Origin of the sequence: Frateuria sp. GZRe14, assembly GCF_051900395.1 — a bacterium.
GTDB lineage: Bacteria > Pseudomonadota > Gammaproteobacteria > Xanthomonadales > Rhodanobacteraceae > Frateuria_A > Frateuria_A edaphi.
On the sequence record NZ_JBHZGJ010000001.1, the window covers coordinates 1563205 to 1582108 of the forward strand.

The window sequence follows — 18904 nt, forward strand, 5'->3', positions numbered from 1 at the left end:
CGGCACTAAGGTGTGAGGCTTCCTGCGGCGACCCGCCGCTGCCGATGGAGCCACCCATGCCCGCTACCCAGGATTTCCACCGCTGGCCGGACGAGCACGGCCGCTTTGGCGCCTATGGCGGCAGCTATGTCGCCGAGACGCTGATGGCGCCGCTGGCCGAACTGACCGAGGCCTACCAGCGGCTGCGCCGCGATCCCGATTTCCTGGCCGAGCTGGACCGCGACCTCAAGTACTACGTCGGCCGTCCGAGCCCGATCTACCACGCCGAGCGGCTATCGAAGCATGTCGGCGGCGCGCGGATCCTGCTGAAGCGCGAGGATCTCAACCACACCGGCGCGCACAAGATCAACAACACCATCGGCCAGGCCCTGGTCGCCCGGCGCATGGGCAAGCAACGCGTGATCGCCGAGACCGGCGCGGGCCAGCATGGCGTCGCCAGTGCCACCGTGGCCGCCCGATTCGGCATGAAGTGCGTGGTCTACATGGGCGCGGTGGACATCGAGCGGCAGAAAATCAACGTCTACCGCATGAAGCTGCTGGGCGCCGAAGTGGTGCCCGTGACCTCGGGCTCGAAAACGCTCAAGGACGCGCTCAACGAAGCCATGCGCGATTGGGTCACCAACGTGGCCGACACCTTCTACATCATCGGTACCGTGGCCGGACCGCATCCGTATCCGCAGATGGTGCGCGACTTCAACGCCATCGTCGGGCGCGAGGCGCGCGAGCAGATGCTGGAGGGCTACGGCCGTCTGCCCGATGCGATCACGGCCTGCGTGGGCGGCGGCTCGAACGCAATCGGCCTGTTCCACGCCTTCCTCAACGACGCGGACGTGCGCATCGTCGGCGCCGAGGCGGCGGGCGAGGGCATGGACACGGGACATCACGCGGCGTCCCTGGCGGCCGGCCGGCCGGGCGTGCTGCACGGCAACCGCACTTATGTGCTGTGCGACGACAACGGCCAGATCACCGAGACGCACTCGGTCTCCGCCGGTCTGGACTACCCCGGCGTCGGCCCGGAACACGCTTTCCTCAAGGATGCCGGTCGCGCCGACTACGTCGGCGTCACCGACGACGAAGCGCTGGAGGCGTTCCACCTGCTCGCCCGTACCGAAGGCATCCTCGCCGCGCTCGAATCCAGCCACGCCGTGGCGCAGGCGATGAAGCTCGCGCGCGAATACCCGAAGGACGCGCTGGTGCTGTGCAACCTCTCCGGCCGTGGCGACAAGGACGTGCACACCATTGCCGCGCGCGAGGGAGTGCAGGTATGAGTCGCATCGACCGTCGCTTCGCCGCGCTTAAAGCTGAAAGCCGCACCGGACTGATTCCCTTCGTTACCGCGGGAGATCCGTCGCCCGAACATGCCGTCGCCCTGATGCACGCGCTGGTTGTGGCGGGCGCGGACCTGATCGAGCTGGGCGTTCCATTTTCCGATCCCATGGCGGATGGTCCGGTCATCCAGCACGCCAGCGAGCGCGCCATCGCCAGCGGCGTCGGGCTGGGCGACGTGTTGCGCTGGGTCGCCGACTTCCGCCAGCGCGACGCGGACACGCCGGTCGTGCTGATGGGCTATCTCAACCCGATCGAAATGCACGGCTACGCGCGCTTTGCGCAGGATGCCGTGCAGGCGGGCGTCGACGGCGTGCTGGTCGTCGATTGCCCGCTGGAGGAGTCGGCCGTGCTGGAGCCGCTGCGCATCGCAGGCCTGCAGCAGATCCTGCTGGCCGCGCCCACTACCGCACCCGCGCGTATGGCGAAGTTGTGCGAGGCGGCCCGGGGCTTCCTGTACTATGTGTCGTTCGCCGGCATCACTGGCGCGGCACGGCTGAGCACGGCGGACATCGCCGCGCGCGTAGCCGAAGTGCGCACCGGGGCGAAGGCGCCGGTGGCGGTCGGCTTCGGCGTCCGCGATTCGGCGACTGCGAAAGCGATCGCCGGGTTCGCCGACGCCGTGGTCATCGGCAGTGCGCTGGTCGAGCGCCTCGCCGGCGCCACGGAAGCGGATGAAATCGCCACGCGGGCGCGCGAGTTTCTCGCGCCGATCCGCGCAGCACTGGACGCGCCTTGACCCGCGCACGTTCCCTTTCGACGAGGGACGGGTGAGGACCGGGGCTCGCGGTGTGGCACAGCATTGTTGACGAGGTCCCCATGAACTGGCTCCAGAAAATCATGACCCCGCGTGCACGCACGCACAGCACTCCCGCCAACAAGGGCAAAGTGCCCGAGGGCGTGTGGGACAAGTGCGGCGGTTGCGGCACGGTGCTGTACCGGCCAGAGCTGGAGCGCAACCTGATGGTGTGTCCCAAGTGTGGCCACCATCATCCGATCGGCGCGCGCGAGCGCCTGCTCGCCCTGCTCGACGAGGGTTCGACGCAGGAGCTGTGGGCGAACCTGGAACCGACCGATCCGCTGAAATTCCGCGATTCGAAGAAGTACCGCGACCGTATCGTGGCCTCGCAGAAATCCACCGGCGAGAAGGACGCGATGATCACCATGAGCGGCCGCCTGAAGGGCCGCCCGCTGGTCGCCACTGCGTTCGAGTTTTCCTACATGGGCGGTTCGATGGGCTCGGTGGTGGGTGAGAAATTCACTCGCGCGGCCGAGCGCGCACTGGCCGAGAAGAGCGCACTGGTGTGCTTCTCCGCCACCGGCGGCGCGCGCATGCAGGAAGCGTTGTTCTCGCTGATGCAGATGGCCAAGACTTCCGCTGCGCTGGCGCGCATGCGCGACGCCGGCGTGCCCTACATCAGCGTGATGACCAATCCGACCACCGGCGGCGTTTCGGCCAGCCTGGCGATGCTCGGTGACATCAACATCGGCGAGCCGAAGGCACTGATCGGCTTCGCGGGTCCGCGTGTGATCGAGCAGACCGTACGCGAGACGCTGCCTGAAGGCTTCCAGCGTTCGGAGTTCCTGCTCGAACACGGCGCGATCGACCTCATCGTCGACCGGCGCGAGATGCGCGACAAACTGGCCGAGCTTTTCGGCCTGTTGATGAAGGCGCCGCGCGCGGCCTGATCGAACGCTGGGGAACACCGATCGATGCCGCCGAAAGGCGGCATCGTCGTTTGTGCAGGTCATGTTTTCCACAGCCGATGTGGATGCCCTCCGGTAAACCCTGTGGACAAACCGCAGAGGCGGCTTTGCCGTCAGTCACTTGGCACGCGCTGATCAGTTTTTACGCAGCGGCAACGTCGTCTTCGCGGGTTGTCCACAGCGCTTGTGGAGCCAGCTGGGGTAAGCCTGTGGATAGGTGGCCTATCTGCTTGATCGACAAGCGCAGGGCGACACGATGCGCAGGAAGTGACCAGCGCCTCCGCGCGCGCTGCGGGGCAGGCGGCATGACGCGGTCGGATGCTGCCGGCATACTGGCCTGCCACGCCCGAGGAGATCCCACGCATGAAACGGATGATGTTCGCCGCCGCGTTCGCCATCGTTGGCGCCGCTTCCTTCGCGCAGACGCCTGCGCTCCCGGCCACCAAGGCACCGGCCGGCGCCGAGGCCTACATCATCTCGCCCACGGACGGTGCCACCGTCGGTCGCGAGGTCACGGTGCGCTTCGGCCTGAAGGGCATGGGCGTGGCACCGGCCGGCGTGGGCAAGGAGCACACGGGGCACCACCACCTGCTGATCGATGTGACCGACCTGCCGCTCGCGGGCCAGCCGATTCCCAACGACGAACACCACATGCACTTTGGCGGTGGCCAGACGCAGACTACGCTCAAGCTTTCCCCTGGCACGCACACGCTGCAGCTGGAACTGGGCGACGCGAACCATGTGCCGTTCGCCCCGCCCGTGGTGTCCAAAAGGATTACCATCCACGTGAAGTGAGCGCACCGCCGGAGGTGCCGGATGAAGCCGCTGCCGTTCATGGCCGCCCTGGTTCTGGCCTTGCCGATCTCCGCATGGGCGAGCGTTGCCATGGAAGCGCAGCAGGCCACCGGGTCCGAAAAGGCCATCCAGTCGACGACGGCCGGTGCCAGCGCGCACCGCCCGCTGTTCATCGTTAGGTACGTGCTGCTGCCTGCTCCAAAGGAGGCGCCACAGATCGTCATGGACGATCGGGGCGCCCAGCTCGTGCCGCCTGGAAGCAGCTTTCCCGCCGCACCGCTGGGCCGGGCAGAGCGCGACCCCAACGTGGTGATCTGCTATGGCTGGTCCTGCGAGCGCAAACCCTGATCGTGTTGCCCGTGATCGCCGCGGCCGCGGCGCTGCGATCGGCTAAAATCCCGTGTTTGCCCTTCGCAGCCGCAGAATGCCCATGACCGTCCGCACCCGCTTCGCCCCCAGCCCCACCGGCTTCCTGCACATCGGCGGCGCCCGCACCGCGCTTTATTGCTGGCTCGAGTCGCGTCGTCGCGGCGGCGAGTTCCTGCTGCGCATCGAGGACACTGATCGCGAGCGCTCCACCGATGAAGCCGTGCAGGCGATCCTGGATGCCATGCAGTGGCTCGACCTGTCCGCCGACCAGGCACCGATCTACCAGACCCATCGCCTCGCGCGCTACAAGGAAGTGGCCGACCGCCTGCTCGCCGAAGGCAAGGCGTACTACGCCTACGAGAGCAAGGAAGAGATCGAGGCGATGCGCGAGGCGGCCATGGCCAAGGGCGAGAAGCCTCGCTACAACGGCTACTACCGCGATCGCAACGAGCCGCTGCGCGATGACCCCGACCGCGTCATCCGCTTCCGGAACCCGACCGAGGGTTCGGTCGTGTTCGAGGACAAGGTCAAGGGCCGCGTCGAGTGGGCCAACGCCGAGCTGGACGACCTGGTGATCTTCCGCTCCGACGGCTGGCCGACCTACAACTTCGCGGTGGTGGTCGACGACATCGACATGGGCATCACCGAGGTGATCCGCGGCGACGACCACGTCAACAACACGCCGCGCCAGATCAACATCTACCACGCGCTCGGCGCACCGGTGCCGGAATTCGCGCACCTGCCGATGATTCTGGACAAGGAGGGCAAGAAGCTCTCCAAGCGCACCAATTCGGTCAGCGTGATGGAGTACCGCGACGCGGGTTACCTGCCGCACGCGATCCTCAACTACCTGGTGCGGCTGGGCTGGTCGCACGGCGACCAGGAAATCTTCTCGCGCGAGGAAATGATCCGCCTGTTCGACATCTCCGACGTCAACAAGGCCGCCTCGCGCTTCGATACCGAGAAGCTCGCCTGGCTCAACCAGCACTACCTGAAGTCGGACGATCCCCGGGAGCTGGCGCCCGAGTTCGAGTGGCACCTGGCGCGCGCCGGCGTGGACATCTCCCGCGGCCCCGCGCCCGCCGACGTGGTCGTGGCGCTGCGCGACCGCGTGCACACGCTCAAGGAAATGGCCGAGCGCGCGAAGATCTGGTACGCGCCGATTGCCGAATGGGACGACAAGGCCGTCGCCAAGCACCTGAAGAACGACAGCGCCGTGGCCGTCCTCGAGCAGGCCAGGACGCTGCTCGCCGACATCGAATGGAAACCCGAGCCGATCCACCAGGCCATCGAGCGGATTGCAGCCAGCCTCGAACTGGGCATGGGCAAGATTGCCCAACCGCTGCGCGTGGCCATGACCGGCACCCAGGTCTCGCCTTCGATCGACCACACGATCTACCTGGCCGGCCGCGCCGAAGCGCTCAAGCGCATCGACGACGCGGTCGCCCGCGCGCAGGGCTGAGCCCAGGACCCCGCGGCATGGACGAACTCCTTGCCCGCGCCACGCAGGGCGTCGACCCCGACACCCCCGATGCGTTCCTGCGCATCTTCCTCAACCTGATGGCGCTGGTCCCTTGGAGCGCGCTGATCTGGTGGAACCTCTTGTTTCTCGCCGTCGGTGCGCTGCTGGGCTGGTGGCGCGGCCGCACCGCCGAGGGTATCGCCTGGGCGTTCGTGCTGGGCCCGATCGGCTGGCTGGTCGTCCTGCGCCGGCCGCGGCGCCAGGTGCCGCCGCCGCTGCCGAAGTGATGATCGCTTTCAGGCGTTCCTGCCGGAAGCGCCGATGGCCGGGTTCCTGATGGGAACCCGCACAGGTAAGCCTGGGGTCCACGACCGGCCGGACCGCTGGAGTCTTGGCGTTGCGTACCCGGAACCACCTGCCGCAAAACGTGGCTGTCGGGCACGCGGTATCATCGCGGCATCAACCGGATGGGCCGATCGTGTCAGCCAAGCTCCACTCACACCACGTCGAAGACGCCGAGAGTTTCGTCGCGGCGGTCGAACAGGCCAGCGAGGAGCGCGGATTGCGGCTCACTCCCTTGCGCAGGGAAGTGTTGGCGCTTGTCGCCGCGGCGGGCAAACCGGTCAAGGCCTACGACCTGCTCGATCAGTTGCGCGAACGCCACGGGAACGCCGCGCCACCCACGGTCTATCGCGCGCTCGATTTCCTTCTCGAGCAGGGTTTCATCCACAAGCTCGAGTCGATCAACGCCTACGTTTCCTGCCACCATCCTGCCGAGGCGCATCAGGTGCCGTTCCTGATCTGCGACAGCTGCGCGAGTGCGCAGGAGGTCTGCGATGCTCGGGTGGCCGAGTTGATCGAGGCGCAGGCGCGGGCTTTCGGCTTCCGGCCGCAGGCCCAGACGCTGGAAGTCCACGGCCTCTGCAAGCAGTGCCGCAAGGGCTGACCAGGAAAGGCCCGGACCCGCGATTGCGCAATCGATCGAACCCCGCCATCGCGGGCGGGAGTGCCAAGACCGATTCGGGGACGCAAGCAAAAGTGCGGGGCGCGATACATCCTGTATCGCGCCCCGCTTTTCCCGGTGTTGGCGGGGAGGGAACAATGCCGCACCGGAAAACCGCTAACTCGATTGCAAGCCCGCATACGCGGGCTTCCGATCCCGTATGGCTTGCATTCAGCCATTCTAGAACGCGGCGGCGACAGCTTGGTTGACGATTCGTTACAGCGTCGTGGCGGTGGCTCGCGTTATAAAGTAACATTGTAGCCAGCTCCTACCGAAGCCGACGATGGCCCGACCGCCGACATCACGCGCATGGCAGACCGCCGACCGGTTCGGCGCGGTCGCGTCGTTCCTGTGCGCGATCCATTGCGCAGCCTTGCCGTTCGTGCTCGCGGTGTTGCCGCTGGTCGGGCTCGAGTTCCTGGCCGATCATCGGTTCGAGCGGGCTTTCGTCATGTTTGCCTGCGCGCTGGCGCTGCTGACCCTGGTCAACGGCTACCGCCGGCACCGCCGGCCCGGGTCGCTGATGCTGGCATTTCCCGGCCTGTCGTTGCTGCTGCTGGGCGTCACCGTGGCCGAGCGGTATCCGGTCGCGCTGCACAGCGTGCTGGTCACCTGCGGCGGCGTGCTTCTCGCGAGCGCGCACTTCGTCAACCTGCGGCTCGATCGCCGGCCGCCCCACGTGCACGACGCCGGTTGCGCGCATTGAGCGCCGGTGATTGTGTAACGCGCGGGGGCGTTCCTACGATGCCGCGATGAGCAGATCGCACGAACACGGCCCGCACGACCATTCGCACGAGCATCACGAGCACGACCATTCGAGCGCTCGCGGGCGCAAGCTTCTGGCGGCTTTCCTGCTGACCCTGCTGATGCTCGTGGCCGAGGCCGTTGGCGGTCTGTGGTCGGGTTCGCTCGCGTTGCTCGCCGACGCCGGGCACATGATGGTCGACGCGCTGGCGCTCGCACTGGCATTCATCGGCGCGCGGCTCGCGCTGCGTCCGGCCGATGCGCGCCGCAGCTACGGTTACGGGCGGCTGGAGGTATTGGCCGGTTTCGTCAACGCGTTGACGCAGTTCGTGCTCGTGGGGTTCATCGCCTATGAGGCGGTCACGCGCCTGCTGCATCCCGGAGCGATCCTTTCCGGGGTGATGCTGGTAGTGGCGGTGGTGGGCCTGCTGGTGAACCTGCTGGTGTTGCGCGTACTGCACGGCCACGCCCACGACGACGTCAACATGGCCGGGGCCAGCCTGCACGTGATGGGCGACCTGCTCGGCTCGTTCGGTGCCGTGCTGGCCGCGTTGGCGGTGCGTTTCATGGGCTGGAACTGGGCCGACCCGGTACTCTCGCTTCTGGTCTCCCTGCTGATCCTTGGCGGCGCCTGGCGGTTGCTCCGCAAGTCGGCGCACATCCTGCTCGAGGGCGTGCCCGAAGACCTGGACGTGGGCGAGGTCGAGCAGGCCCTGCGCCAGGCCGACGCCTCGATCCGCGACATCCACCACCTGCACGTGTGGCAGCTGGCCTCCGGCTCGCGCATGGCCACGCTGCATGCGCAGGTGCAGGACGGCGAAGGGGCCGGGGCGGTGGCGGCAATCCATCGGCTGTTGCGCAAGCAATTCGGGATCCTGCATGTGACGGTCCAGGTGGACGCGGGCCCGTGCACCGACCACGCGCGCGATTGCCTTGGGCACGGGCACCACTGAGCGCAGTCGGGCGGGCGGCGAGGCCCTTCGGGCGCTCTTGCGCTTTACCTCTTCGCTGCTACGATGGCTGGCCGTTCACGCATTACGAATCAAGGAGTTCCCATGGGTAAGGGCGATCGCAAGACCCGTCGCGGCAAGACCTACCGCGGCAGCTACGGCAACACCCGTGCGCACGATGCGCAGCCGGCCGTGGTTGGCACCAAGGCCACCGTGACCAAGCCGGCCGCCGCCAAGAAGGCAGCGCCGAAGAAAAAGTCCGCCTGAGCTTTCCGCTCGCGGATCGAAGAGCCCCGCCATGAGCGGGGCTTTTTTTTGTCGTTCCGCGGCGATTAACCGGGGAAGACACGCGCTTCACCGCGCGCATGGAAACGTGCGGCTGGCAGGGGCGGGACCGGAGCAGGCATGAACGCAATCGAGCTTTTGAAGCAGGACCACGAGAACATGAGGGCGCTGCTGGATGAACTGGCCGGCACCACCACGCGCGGCGTGAAGAAGCGCAAGGAACTGGTGCAAAAGATCGAAACCAACCTGCGTGTGCACAACGCCATCGAAGAGGAGATCTTCTACCCGGCGTTCAAGAAGGCAGGCGACGGCAAGGATGACGCGAAGATGTACTTCGAGGCGCTGGAGGAACATCGCGCCGCCGGCGACCTGGTGTTGCCGGACCTGCTCAAGACCGAGGTCGACAGCGAGAAATTCTCCGGTCGCGCCAAGGTGCTCAAGGAACTGTTCGAGCATCACGCCGACGAGGAAGAAAAGGAGATGTTCAAGCGCGCCAAGGCGCTGCTGGGCAAGAAAGCGCTGGACGAACTGGGCGAACAGATGGCGCAGCGAAAGATGGAATTGAAGAAGCGGCTGGAAGCGGCCTGAGGCGGCGGCCAACATGGCAAACATCGTCCAGCGCGAACACGAGACTGCCTTCGATCCGAGGCACAGCGCCCTGCTCATCATCGACATGCTCAACGACCTCGAATTCGAGGGTGGCGAGGAGCTGCTGGAGCAGGCCATGCCGGTGGCCACGGCGATCGGACACGTGCGCGACTGGTACCGCGCACACGACCTGCCGGTGATCTACGCCAACGACAACTTCGGGCGCTGGCATGCCGATCTGGCCAAGGTCATCGAGCACTGCCGGCGGGTCGGGTCCCGTGGCGCCGAGCTCAGCGACGGGCTGCTGCCGGGCGTCGAAGACTATTTCGTTCTCAAGCCGCGGCATTCGGCGTTCTACGAAACGCCGCTGTGCACGCTGCTGGAAAAACTCGATATCAAGGCGCTCGCCCTGGTCGGCATCGCCGGGGACGACTGCGTGCTGCGCACCGCGTTGGATGCGCAGATGCGCCAGTTCCCGTTGTGGGTGCCGGCAGACGGCATCGCCTCGCAGACCACCCTGCGCAACCAGCGTGCGCTGGCGTGCATGCAGGAGGTGGCCAAGGCCGACATCACCCGCATCGACGCGCGCCTGTCGGAATGGGACAACACTCAGCGGAGCCAGAAGATGAGCAGCCACGACCGCAAAGACGTGCAGCACCCCGATTGCACCAAGCCCCAGCGCCCGGAAACCGAGAACGAGCGCCAGGGTCGGAAGGCGCACGAGAGCGATCTCACCGACGAAGCGGTGGAGGAAACCTTCCCGGCCAGCGATCCGGTATCGCCGTTCATTCCGGCCAAGACGCCGGAGGACTGATCCGGCGACCCGGCCGGATCCTTTCCGCCAAGCGGAAAGGATAGGCGAGCGCTACAGCCTGACGGGAGCGCCTGCGCTCCAAAGCGACTGCAGCAGATCGCCGCCGATCCAGTAGCACAGCTCCGCGGGCATGCGGGCTTTCCAGACGGCGAGGTCCGCCCGCTGCCCCGCCGCCAGCGATCCCCGGTCGGCCAAGCCAAGCGCGCGCGCCGCGTTGACCGTGACTCCGCGCAAGGCTTCTTCGGGCGTCATCCGGAACAGCGTGCAGGCCATGTTCGCAGCCAACCGCAACGAGAGCAGCGGTGAGGTGCCCGGGTTGCAGTCGGTGGCGATCGCCATCGGCACGCCGTGCGCACGCAGCAGGTCGATCGGCGGCAGATGCGTTTCGCGTAAGGCATAAAAGGCGCCCGGCAGCAGCACGGCCACGGTGCCAGCGGCGGCCATTGCGCGGACACCCGACTCGCTAAGGTGCTCCAGATGGTCGGCGGACAGGCCACGGTACTCCGCGACCAATGCCGCGCCGTCCTGGTCGGAGAGCTGTTCGGCATGAAGCTTCACCGGCAGGCCGAGCGCCCTGGCGCGCTCGAAGACGCGCTCGGTTTCCACGCGAGTGAAGCCGATGCCCTCGCAGAAGGCGTCGACCGCGTCGACCAGGTCTTCGGCGGCCAGCGCCGGCAACATCATGTCGTACACCAGTGCCACGTAATCCTCGCGGCGCTCGCGGTACTCCGATGGCAGCGCGTGCAGGCCGAGGAAGGTGCTGCGCACGCCGATGCCCAACGTTTCGCCGATGCGCCGCGCCACCCGCAGCATGCGGCGCTCGGTGTCGAGGTCGAGCCCATAACCGGACTTGATCTCCAGCGTGGTCACGCCGTCGCGCAGCAGCGCGCGTGCGCGTGGCATGCTCTGGCGCAGCAGTTCGTCCTCGTCCGCCGCGCGGGTGGCGCCCACGGTCGAGGCGATGCCGCCGCCGGCGCGGGCGATCTCCTCGTAACTCGCGCCATTCAGGCGCAGATCGAATTCGTGCGCGCGGTCGCCGCCGAACACCAGGTGCGTGTGGCAGTCGATCAGGCCGGGCGTGACCAGCGCGCCGTCCAGCGTTTCGACCGAGGCGGCCAATGCATCCGCGGCACCGGGAAGTTCCGCGGCGGGACCGGACCACGCGATGCGGCCGTCCTTGATTGCCAGCGCGCCGCGTTCGACCAGGCCGAACGCACGTTCGCCCACGAAGGTGGCCAGCGTGGCGTCGATCAGCAGGTGATCCCAGCGCGGCGTGGTCATGGCTTCTCCTGCGGTGCGTCGGCGGGAGCCGCCGGTTCATCAAAGGCGCTGCTGCGCCCGACGTGTTCGACGGGCTCGGGCGGAATGTGACGGGCGGCTTGCTGCCGCTCGAACTCCTGCACCAGGCGCTCGGCGAAATCCTTGTAGACCGGCGTGGGGCTGAGCAGCGACGAAACGGCGCGGGCCAGCAGGCAGGCGGCCATCACCGGAATCACCATCGACTGATTGTCGGTCAGCTCCATTGCGATGACCGCCGAGGTGAGCGGCGCGCCGGTCACGCCCGAGAGGTACGCGCTCATGCCCAGCAATACCACCGCGGCGGCCGGCACCCCTGGCAGGAAGTGGGCGATGTTCTGGCCGAGCCCGGCGCCCACCGCCAGCGCAGGCGAGAAGATGCCACCCGGAATCCCTGCCCAGTACGACACCACGTTGGCCCCGAGCTTGGCCAAACCGAAGCTCGCACCCGGCGTCACCGTCGCTTGCTGCACGATCGCGCGCGCCTGGTCGTAGCCGGTGCCGTACACCGAGCCGTGGAACAGCACGCCCAGAATCGCCAGCACGAGTCCGCAGCCGGTGGCGAAGGCGACAGGCCAGCGGGCGCGCAGCGCGCCGACGCGCGCCAGCGGGCCGCGCTTGCTGAGCAGGATCAGCCGCGCGAACAGGCCGCCGAGCAACCCGCAGACGACTCCGCACAACAGCACCGCCAGCCATGCGTGGCCCAGCGGCAGGTTGACCTCGACCTCGCCGAAGTACGCGTAGTTGCCCATGATTCCCAGCGACACCACGCCGCCGACGATTACCGCGGTAAGCAGCAATCCGCTGAAGCGGTGCTCGAAGGTGCCGGCAAGCTCTTCGATCGCGAACACCACGCCTGCGAGCGGTGTATTGAACGCCGCCGCGATGCCGGCGGCGCCGCCGGCAAGGATGAAGCGCGAGGCGGCCTTCGGGTCGCTGAAACCGAAGCGGCGCGCGAACGTGTAGAACAGGCCGGCGCCCACGTGCACGGTCGGCCCCTCGCGTCCGATCGAGGCACCGACGGCCAGCGCGATCAGCGTAAGCAACATCTTGCCTGCCGCGATCGGCAACGAAAGCATGTTCCTGCGGAACGATTCGTCTTCCACGTGCAGCGTTGCGATCGCCTGCGGGATGCCGCTGCCGCGGGTGGCCCGGAAACGTCCCGAGGTGACCCACGACAACAGCCCGAAGACTACCGGCGTCAGGATCAGCGGGATCCACACGCCGTGGTCCAGGATGCGCAGGAACAACTGGTAGGCCCACGTGCTGGCCTTGGCGAACAGGATGGCGGCCAGTGCCACCAGCACCGCGCCGCTCCACAGGGCGATGCGCCGCTTCCATTGGTGCGGGGCGAAGAACTCGTGGCCGAGCAGGGCCTGCAGGCGGGGGTTGGAAGGTGGCATCGGGCCATTATCGCAGACTGCGGATGACGGTCCGCCGATCTGCACCCTCGCGGTCGCGCCCAAGGGCGCTCCTACAAGGGATTGGGGCGCCAGCGCATCTCGTACAGGTCGAAACGCCGGTCCTTGAGATTGGTCACTGCACCGGCGTTGCGGGCGCGGGCGAGGCTTTCCAGTCGCAGGTCGGCGAACAGCACCGTTTCGATGTTCGGCGTGGAGTCGGCGGCCACGCCGTCGCGCGCGAACGGGAAGTCGCTGGGCGTGAGGATGCAGCTCTGGCCGTACTGGATGTCGAAGTTGTTGACGCCCGGCAGGTTGCCCACGTTGCCCGAGAGCACGACGTAGCACTGGTTTTCGATCGCACGGGCCTGTGAGCAGTAGCGCACGCGCAGGTAGCCCTCGCGCACGTCGGTGCAGAAGGGCACGAACAGGATCAGCGCGCCCTGGTCGACCAGGTGACGCGCGACCTCGGGGAACTCCGAGTCGTAGCAGATCATCACGCCGATCGGTCCGCAGTCGGTCTGGATGGTCGCCGCGCTCTCGCCGCCGGTGATGTTCCAGACGTTGCGCTCGCTGGGAGTGGGATGGAGCTTCTCGCGCTCGTGCAGCGAGCCGTCGCGCAGGCACACGTAGCAGACGTTGTGGATGTCGCCGTTGGGCTGTTCGGTGGGGTGCGAGCCGGCGATGATGTTGATGTTGTAGCGCACCGCCAGGCGCCCGAAGAGTTCCTTCACCTGCGGCGTGTACTGGCTGAGCTTGCGGATCGTGTCGACCGGCGAGAGCTCCTCGTTCTCGATCGACAGCAACTGCAGCGTGATCAGCTCGGGGAACGTCACGAAATCGGCGTTGTAGTCGGCCGCGATGTCGGTGAAGTACTCCACCTGCGTGGCGAATTCCTCGAACGAGCGGATGCGCCGCTGGGAGTACTGCACCGATGCCACGCGCACCAGGTCGGGCAGGTGTTTGGGCGAGGGGATGGAGGGGATGTCGGGATGATCGAGCAGGCTCGGGTTGCGCCATGCCAGATGCGCCGCCCAGCCCAGTGATTCGTGGTCCGACGGCACGTAGCCGCGCAGCAGTCCAATCACCTCGAAGCCGTTGGCGAGCTGGAAGCTCAGCGTGGCGTCCCGCCGTTCGCCGGAGACCACCGCCTGCACGTAGGCTTCGGCGCTGCCGTAGCGGCCAATGTTCTTGGCCAGCCCGGGTATGCGTCCGCCGAACACGATGCCGCGCAGCTTCAGGTCCGTGCACAGCCGCTTGCGGGCGTGATAGAGCCGCTGGCCGATGCGCATGCCGCGGTAGTCGGGATGCACCACCACTTCCATGCCGTACAGCCAGTCGCCGTCGGCCTTGTGCCGCGAACCCATGCCGCCGCCGGTGATCTGTGCCCACGTGTGCGGCTTGAGCGCGGTGGCTTCGTCGATGCGGAAGGTGGCGCAGTAGCCGACCACTTGGCCGGCGTATTCGACGACGAACTGGCCCTCGGGAAAGTGCGTCTGCTGGGAGCGCAGCATCTCGGCCGAATGGCCCCATTCGGGCGAGTAGACCCGGCCGGTGAGGGCAACCAGCGCCGGCACGTCGTCGGGGCGCGCCTGGCGCAGCAGCAGCTTGGCGGTTTGCTCGGGCGTCTTCTTGGGCATGGCGCCAGTATGCGAAACGGTGTGTCGTGGAACCGTTGCCGGGGCGGCAGGCTCACGGGCGCTACACTTGGACGTCTACCAGGGAGACGTCCATGACCCCATCCAACCGCATCCGCCGTTGCCATGCCGGCTACCTGTGGCAGGGCGATGGCTGGACCCGCGACGGCATCTTCGGCATCGACGCCGATGGCGTGCTGCAGGCGGTGGAGGATGGCCCCGCCGAGACGCTGGGAAGCTGGGTGCTCCCTGGCATGCCCAACCTGCATTCGCACGCGTTCCAGCGCGCCATGGCCGGGCTGGCCGAGCGGCGAGGGAAAGCGGACGACAGCTTCTGGAGCTGGCGCGAGACCATGTACGCGTTCGCCGCCGCCGTCGGCCCGGACGAATTGAAGGCGATCGCCGCGCAGCTCTACGTGGAAATGCTCAAGGCCGGCTATACCCAGGTCTGCGAGTTCCACTACCTGCATCACCGGCCCGATGGCACGTCCTACGCGCCGGCCGAGGCCATGTCGCTGGCGCTCGTCGAGGCGGCGCGCGAGGCCGGCATCGGGCTGACCCTGCTGCCCGTGCTGTACATGCGCGGCGGTTTCGATGGCCGGCCGCTGGGCGCGCGGCAGCGCCGTTTCGGCCATGAGGTCGATGCCTATCTGCGCCTGCTCGAGGCGCTGCGCGCGCAGCAGGCCCCGGACCTTCGGGTGGGGATCGCGTTGCACTCGCTGCGCGCGGTACCGGAAGAGGCGTTGCAGGCCGTGTTCGACAGCGGCCTGGCGCAGGACACACCGATCCACATCCACATCGCCGAGCAGCTCGGCGAAGTGCAGGATTGCCTGTCGATCCGTGGCGCGCGCCCGGTCGAATGGCTGCTCGACCATGCGCAGGTCGACGCGCGCTGGTGCCTGGTGCACGCCACGCACCTGAGCGAAAAGGAAACCGACCGCCTGGCGCGCAGCGGTGCGGTCGCCGGGCTATGCCCGACCACCGAGGCCAACCTGGGCGACGGCCTGTTTCCGCTGGCCGACTACATGGACGCGGGCGGCACGTTGGGCATCGGCTCGGATTCGCACATTTCGGTGTCGCCGGTGGAGGAACTTCGCTGGCTCGAATACGGCCAGCGCCTGGCCACGCGCCACCGCAACATCGCCGCGCGCCGTGAAGGCGCCAGCGTCGGCCAGGCGCTGTGGCGTGCGGCACTGACGGGCGGCGCGCAGGCCTCGGGGCTGCCGGTCGGCGCGTTGTTGCCGGACCATCGCGCCGACCTGCTGGTGCTCGACGACGGCTCGCCGCTGCTCGCCGCGCGCGACGAGCGAGCACTGCTCGACAGCTTCATCTTCGCCGGCAATACGCCGCTGGTCCGCGACGTGATGAGCGGCGGGCGCTGGGTGGTGCGGGACTTCCGTCACCACGACGAGACGCGCATCGCGCAGCGCTACCGAGACACCGTCCAGCGGCTCAGGCAGCAGCCCCCAGGCTGAACGGACGCCACGGAGTACGCCGGCGGCGTGTCATCGCGGCATCGGGCAGGGCGTTTCGGGGATCACCTTCCTGGCTGGGGAATGTCCCATGCGCCGTACGTCGATGTTCGCTTTCACCTTGCTTCTGGTGGGCAGCCTGTCCCTGGCAGGCTGCGTAGTCGTGCCGGCCCACCGTGCCGGCGTGTGGGTGCCGGGCCACTGGGCCTCGCACCATGTCTGGGTCGAAGGCCACTGGCGCCATCGCTGATCGCGCGCGGCCGGGTGGACGGCCCGCCTGCCAAGGTGACTCGAACGGCTCGCGCGGAGGACAATGGCGGCCCCCGCCCGCCCACGGCCCGCCAAAGGCAGCCGATGAATGACCACCCCGTGCCGGCCACCGGCACCCACGACGGATCGCTGATCCGCCATGGCACCCCGCTGTTCCGCCAGGCCAACCTGGCGTTGTTCGCCGCCGGCATCGCCACCTTCGGATTGCTGTACTGCGTCCAGCCGCTGATGCCCGAGTTCAGCAAGGACTACGGTGTGAGCGCGGCCACGAGCGCACTGTCGCTGTCGCTGACCACGGGCGTGCTGGCCTTCGCAATGCTGTTCGCCGGTGCGGTGTCCGATGCCCATGGGCGCAAGTCGGTGATGACCGTGTCGCTGATCGCCTCGGCGCTGCTGGTGCTGCTTAGCGCGATCGTGCCCGGCTGGACCAGCCTGCTGGTCCTGCGCACGCTGCTGGGTATCTCCCTGAGCGGGCTGCCCGCCGTGGCGATGACCTGGCTCAGCGAGGAGATGCATCCCGATTCCATCGGGCTGGGGATGGGCCTGTACATCAGCGGCAACGCGATCGGCGGCATGGGCGGACGGCTGGTCACCGGCGTGCTGGCGGATTTCTTCGACTGGCGCGTGGGCGTGATGGTGGTGGCCGGCATCGGCCTGGCGTCCGGCCTGATGTTCTGGCGGCTGCTGCCACCCTCGCATCATTTCGAGCGCCAGCCGCTGCGCCCGCGCACATTGCTGGCGCGCTTCGCCGGCGTGTTCCGCGATGCCGGCCTGCCGTGGATGTTCGTCGAGGGCTTCCTGCTGCTGGGTGCCTTCGTCACCGTCTACAACTACATCGGTTACCGGTTGCTCTCGCCGCCGTACAACCTGAGCCAGGCGGTGGTCGGGTTGATCTTCAGCGTGTACCTCATCGGCACGTTCAGCTCGGCCTGGATGGGTCATCTGGCCGGCAGGCTTGGCCGCCGGCGCGTGCTGTGGACGACCTTCGCACTGATGCTGGCGGGTGTCGGGCTGACCACGTTCCGGCCACTCATCCTGGTGATCGCCGGCGTCGTGGCGGTGACCTTCGGCTTCTTCGGCGGGCACTCCATCGTCAGTAGCTGGGTCGGCCGTCGCGCAGGCAACGCCAAGGCACAGGCCTCCTCGCTGTACCTGTTCGCGTACTACATGGGCTCCAGCCTGGCCGGCGCGGGCGGGGGTCTGTTCTATGCGGCGCGGGGATGGAATGGCGTTGCCGCCTTCATCGGCGCGATGGTGCTCGCCGGGCTGCTGATCGCATGGCGGTTGTACTTCCTGCGGCCGTTGCCGGGGCCGCCGTCGCCCGGGACGGAGCCGCCGTTGCCCTGAGCCGGCGATGGTCGTCCAGACGAGCCGGTTCGATCCTTTGCAGGAGCGCCTTGTGCGCGATTGCGGGGAGCTCGCCCTTGACGGTCGCGCATAGGGCGCTGCTACCAAGGACTTCGCGTTCTTGTCAGCGCGCGGCGGGTTCGAGCATGGCCTTGACCGCGCCGTAGTCCCCGTCGCTCGGCTGCGGCGGCAGGCCGAGCAGGTGCACCATCAGCGGATAGACGTCCACGTTGGGAAAGGCTGGAACCGTGGCGCCGTCGCGGAAGGCCGGTCCGTGCGCCACGAACAGCGCCCGCATCTGCGGCGCCGCGTTGTCGTAACCGTGTTCGCCCACGCTGATGTGGCCCTTGTGCGAAGCCAGCCAGTCGGCCGTGGTGATGCGCCAGCCGACATTGGCCAGGCACAGCAACTGCGGCACCCGCGGGTTGTGGCCATAGGCCAGGCGCGCCGGCACGCGTGTCTTGTCCCAGCACTGCATGTGCGGGTGAGGGCGTTGCATGCGTGCTTCGATCGCGGCGAAGTCGTGCCCGGGTTTGGGATTGAAGCCGGCCAGCACGCCCAGGCTCACCACCTGCACGTCATCGAGATCCAGTTCGCGCTCGATCAGCACGCTGTGGTCCAGCGGCACCGACGCCATGCCGTGGTCGGCCAGCACGATCAGGTTGATGCGGTCGAACAGCCCGCGCTGCTTGAGGCCCTGCACCAGTCGCGCCAGCGCCTGATCGGTTTCGCGCAAGGCCTGGTCCACCTGCGGCGAGTCTGGGCCGTGGTAGTGGCCGGCGTGGTCGACGTCATCGAAATAAAGGGTGAGGAAACTCGGCCGCCGGGCGGCTGGAAGATCCAGCCAGGCCAATACCTGGTCGACGCGCTGGTTCGGCGTCACCGAGCCGTCGTAGGGCTTCCAGTGGTCGGGGTGACGGCCGTGGATGTCCGCTTCCGTTCCCGGCCAGAACATCGTCGCGGTGAGCAGGCCGTGGCGGTCGGCGGTCTCCCAGAGCGGCGTGCCTTCGGCCCACCAGCGTCCATCGCTCACCGCCTTGCGGTTGTGCAGCGAGAACTTGCCCAGCTGCGCGTCGTACATCGTGTTGTTGACGATACCGTGGTGGTCCGGGCGCAGTCCGGTCACGATCGTGTAGTGGTTCGGGAAGGTCAGCGACGGGAAGGACGGCTGCATCGCCGTGCGCACGCCATCGCGCGCGAGCATCGCCACGGTGGGGCTCAGGCCCCGGTCGAGATAGTCGGCGCGATAGCCGTCGATCGAGACCAGCAGCAGGGGCGTCGGCTTGGCGGCGCCGGCGGGCGGCGTAGTGGCGCAACCAGCGCTGAACACCAGCACCAGCCAGCACGACAGGCGAAACAGGTTTTTCATAGGTGGGCTCGTACGATGAAACAACTCCCCATCATCGCATCGCCCCCATGTCGCTCAAAACCCGTGCGTT

Annotated in this window: 20 protein-coding genes; 16 read left to right on the forward strand and 4 right to left on the reverse strand. The window is 67.6% G+C overall.

The window, feature by feature from the left end:
* The first annotated feature begins 56 nt into the window (after nt 1-56).
* The 13 genes from trpB (at nt 57) to ACFWZ1_RS07210 (ending at nt 10043) form a co-directional block, all read left to right on the forward strand.
* Nucleotides 57-1268 carry a tryptophan synthase subunit beta gene (gene trpB / locus ACFWZ1_RS07150; protein ID WP_439665915.1) on the forward strand — a complete coding sequence of 404 codons (1212 nt, stop codon included), beginning with the start codon at nt 57-59 and terminating at the stop codon, nt 1266-1268.
* Entirely contained in the window at nt 1265-2065 is an 801-nt protein-coding gene (gene trpA, locus ACFWZ1_RS07155; RefSeq protein WP_439665916.1) for a tryptophan synthase subunit alpha, read from the forward strand. The genes trpB and trpA overlap by 4 nt, the downstream gene beginning before the upstream one ends.
* A gap of 80 nt (nt 2066-2145) precedes the next feature.
* Nucleotides 2146-3015: an acetyl-CoA carboxylase, carboxyltransferase subunit beta gene (accD, locus tag ACFWZ1_RS07160; protein ID WP_231324995.1), complete on the forward strand. Its 870-nt coding sequence runs from the start codon at nt 2146-2148 to the stop codon at nt 3013-3015.
* Nucleotides 3016-3396: 381 nt separating this feature from the next.
* Nucleotides 3397-3828 (forward strand): DUF4399 domain-containing protein, encoded by a 432-nt coding sequence (locus ACFWZ1_RS07165; RefSeq protein ID WP_439665917.1) that lies wholly within the window; start codon nt 3397-3399, stop codon nt 3826-3828.
* A gap of 21 nt (nt 3829-3849) precedes the next feature.
* Complete coding sequence (locus ACFWZ1_RS07170) at nt 3850-4176, forward strand: hypothetical protein (protein ID WP_231324997.1); 327 nt, start codon at nt 3850-3852, stop codon at nt 4174-4176.
* 82 nt (nt 4177-4258) lie between these two features.
* The gene (gene gltX / locus ACFWZ1_RS07175) at nt 4259-5659 is read left to right on the forward strand and encodes a glutamate--tRNA ligase (RefSeq protein WP_439665918.1); all 1401 of its coding nucleotides are present in this window, start codon (nt 4259-4261) and stop codon (nt 5657-5659) included.
* 17 nt (nt 5660-5676) lie between these two features.
* On the forward strand, nt 5677-5946 hold the full coding sequence (locus tag ACFWZ1_RS07180) for a hypothetical protein (protein WP_439665919.1): 270 nt from the start codon (nt 5677-5679) through the stop codon (nt 5944-5946).
* A gap of 191 nt (nt 5947-6137) precedes the next feature.
* Nucleotides 6138-6605, forward strand: a complete 468-nt coding sequence (locus ACFWZ1_RS07185) for a transcriptional repressor (RefSeq protein WP_439665920.1) — start codon at nt 6138-6140, stop codon at nt 6603-6605.
* Nucleotides 6606-6945: 340 nt separating this feature from the next.
* Nucleotides 6946-7368 (forward strand): MerC domain-containing protein, encoded by a 423-nt coding sequence (locus tag ACFWZ1_RS07190; RefSeq protein ID WP_231325003.1) that lies wholly within the window; start codon nt 6946-6948, stop codon nt 7366-7368.
* Between the two features lie 46 nt (nt 7369-7414).
* Nucleotides 7415-8359: a cation diffusion facilitator family transporter gene (locus ACFWZ1_RS07195; RefSeq protein WP_439665921.1), complete on the forward strand. Its 945-nt coding sequence runs from the start codon at nt 7415-7417 to the stop codon at nt 8357-8359.
* Nucleotides 8360-8461: 102 nt separating this feature from the next.
* A complete protein-coding gene (locus tag ACFWZ1_RS07200; RefSeq protein ID WP_439665922.1) occupies nt 8462-8623 on the forward strand; it encodes a 30S ribosomal protein THX in 162 nt (53 codons plus the stop codon).
* A 138-nt stretch (nt 8624-8761) separates the two neighbouring features.
* The gene (locus ACFWZ1_RS07205; protein ID WP_439665923.1) at nt 8762-9229 is read left to right on the forward strand and encodes a hemerythrin domain-containing protein; all 468 of its coding nucleotides are present in this window, start codon (nt 8762-8764) and stop codon (nt 9227-9229) included.
* A 13-nt stretch (nt 9230-9242) separates the two neighbouring features.
* Complete coding sequence (locus ACFWZ1_RS07210; protein ID WP_439665924.1) at nt 9243-10043, forward strand: cysteine hydrolase family protein; 801 nt, start codon at nt 9243-9245, stop codon at nt 10041-10043.
* A gap of 51 nt (nt 10044-10094) precedes the next feature.
* On the opposite strand, the gene hutI is transcribed toward ACFWZ1_RS07210, so the two are convergent.
* The 3 genes from hutI to ACFWZ1_RS07225 form a co-directional block, all read right to left on the reverse strand.
* Nucleotides 10095-11324, reverse strand: coding sequence for an imidazolonepropionase (hutI, locus tag ACFWZ1_RS07215; protein ID WP_439665925.1), 1230 nt, complete (start codon nt 11322-11324; stop codon nt 10095-10097).
* A complete protein-coding gene (locus ACFWZ1_RS07220) occupies nt 11321-12742 on the reverse strand; it encodes a chloride channel protein (RefSeq protein WP_231325012.1) in 1422 nt (473 codons plus the stop codon). Before ACFWZ1_RS07220 ends, hutI begins: the two co-directional genes overlap by 4 nt.
* A 71-nt stretch (nt 12743-12813) precedes the next feature.
* Nucleotides 12814-14379 carry a GNAT family N-acetyltransferase gene (locus ACFWZ1_RS07225; RefSeq protein ID WP_439665926.1) on the reverse strand — a complete coding sequence of 522 codons (1566 nt, stop codon included), beginning with the start codon at nt 14377-14379 and terminating at the stop codon, nt 12814-12816.
* A gap of 92 nt (nt 14380-14471) precedes the next feature.
* Here ACFWZ1_RS07225 and ACFWZ1_RS07230 point away from each other — a divergent pair, with 92 nt between their 5' ends.
* The 3 genes from ACFWZ1_RS07230 to ACFWZ1_RS07240 all read left to right on the forward strand — a co-directional run bounded on the left by ACFWZ1_RS07230 (nt 14472) and on the right by ACFWZ1_RS07240 (nt 17465).
* Nucleotides 14472-15851 carry a formimidoylglutamate deiminase gene (locus ACFWZ1_RS07230; RefSeq protein WP_439665927.1) on the forward strand — a complete coding sequence of 460 codons (1380 nt, stop codon included), beginning with the start codon at nt 14472-14474 and terminating at the stop codon, nt 15849-15851.
* Nucleotides 15852-15939: 88 nt separating this feature from the next.
* Nucleotides 15940-16098, forward strand: a complete 159-nt coding sequence (locus ACFWZ1_RS07235; protein ID WP_231325018.1) for a hypothetical protein — start codon at nt 15940-15942, stop codon at nt 16096-16098.
* Nucleotides 16099-16202: 104 nt separating this feature from the next.
* Nucleotides 16203-17465: an MFS transporter gene (locus ACFWZ1_RS07240; protein WP_439665928.1), complete on the forward strand. Its 1263-nt coding sequence runs from the start codon at nt 16203-16205 to the stop codon at nt 17463-17465.
* Nucleotides 17466-17589: 124 nt separating this feature from the next.
* Here ACFWZ1_RS07240 and ACFWZ1_RS07245 read toward each other — a convergent pair whose 3' ends face one another.
* On the reverse strand, nt 17590-18834 hold the full coding sequence (locus ACFWZ1_RS07245; RefSeq protein ID WP_439665929.1) for an ectonucleotide pyrophosphatase/phosphodiesterase: 1245 nt from the start codon (nt 18832-18834) through the stop codon (nt 17590-17592).
* Between the last annotated feature and the right edge of the window lie 70 nt (nt 18835-18904).

What these genes read in the sequence shown, in the direction of transcription:
- trpB (WP_439665915.1), top strand. Translation starts at nt 57, where the DNA reads ATGCCCGCTACCCAGGATTTCCACCGCTGGCCGGACGAGCACGGCCGC.
- trpA (WP_439665916.1), top strand. Translation starts at nt 1,265, where the DNA reads ATGAGTCGCATCGACCGTCGCTTCGCCGCGCTTAAAGCTGAAAGCCGC.
- accD (WP_231324995.1), top strand. Translation starts at nt 2,146, where the DNA reads ATGAACTGGCTCCAGAAAATCATGACCCCGCGTGCACGCACGCACAGC.
- ACFWZ1_RS07165 (WP_439665917.1), top strand. Translation starts at nt 3,397, where the DNA reads ATGAAACGGATGATGTTCGCCGCCGCGTTCGCCATCGTTGGCGCCGCT.
- ACFWZ1_RS07170 (WP_231324997.1), top strand. Translation starts at nt 3,850, where the DNA reads ATGAAGCCGCTGCCGTTCATGGCCGCCCTGGTTCTGGCCTTGCCGATC.
- gltX (WP_439665918.1), top strand. Translation starts at nt 4,259, where the DNA reads ATGACCGTCCGCACCCGCTTCGCCCCCAGCCCCACCGGCTTCCTGCAC.
- ACFWZ1_RS07180 (WP_439665919.1), top strand. Translation starts at nt 5,677, where the DNA reads ATGGACGAACTCCTTGCCCGCGCCACGCAGGGCGTCGACCCCGACACC.
- ACFWZ1_RS07190 (WP_231325003.1), top strand. Translation starts at nt 6,946, where the DNA reads ATGGCCCGACCGCCGACATCACGCGCATGGCAGACCGCCGACCGGTTC.
- ACFWZ1_RS07195 (WP_439665921.1), top strand. Translation starts at nt 7,415, where the DNA reads ATGAGCAGATCGCACGAACACGGCCCGCACGACCATTCGCACGAGCAT.
- ACFWZ1_RS07200 (WP_439665922.1), top strand. Translation starts at nt 8,462, where the DNA reads ATGGGTAAGGGCGATCGCAAGACCCGTCGCGGCAAGACCTACCGCGGC.
- ACFWZ1_RS07205 (WP_439665923.1), top strand. Translation starts at nt 8,762, where the DNA reads ATGAACGCAATCGAGCTTTTGAAGCAGGACCACGAGAACATGAGGGCG.
- ACFWZ1_RS07210 (WP_439665924.1), top strand. Translation starts at nt 9,243, where the DNA reads ATGGCAAACATCGTCCAGCGCGAACACGAGACTGCCTTCGATCCGAGG.
- hutI (WP_439665925.1), bottom strand. Translation starts at nt 11,324, where the DNA reads ATGACCACGCCGCGCTGGGATCACCTGCTGATCGACGCCACGCTGGCC.
- ACFWZ1_RS07220 (WP_231325012.1), bottom strand. Translation starts at nt 12,742, where the DNA reads ATGCCACCTTCCAACCCCCGCCTGCAGGCCCTGCTCGGCCACGAGTTC.
- ACFWZ1_RS07225 (WP_439665926.1), bottom strand. Translation starts at nt 14,379, where the DNA reads ATGCCCAAGAAGACGCCCGAGCAAACCGCCAAGCTGCTGCTGCGCCAG.
- ACFWZ1_RS07230 (WP_439665927.1), top strand. Translation starts at nt 14,472, where the DNA reads ATGACCCCATCCAACCGCATCCGCCGTTGCCATGCCGGCTACCTGTGG.
- ACFWZ1_RS07235 (WP_231325018.1), top strand. Translation starts at nt 15,940, where the DNA reads ATGCGCCGTACGTCGATGTTCGCTTTCACCTTGCTTCTGGTGGGCAGC.
- ACFWZ1_RS07240 (WP_439665928.1), top strand. Translation starts at nt 16,203, where the DNA reads ATGAATGACCACCCCGTGCCGGCCACCGGCACCCACGACGGATCGCTG.
- ACFWZ1_RS07245 (WP_439665929.1), bottom strand. Translation starts at nt 18,834, where the DNA reads ATGAAAAACCTGTTTCGCCTGTCGTGCTGGCTGGTGCTGGTGTTCAGC.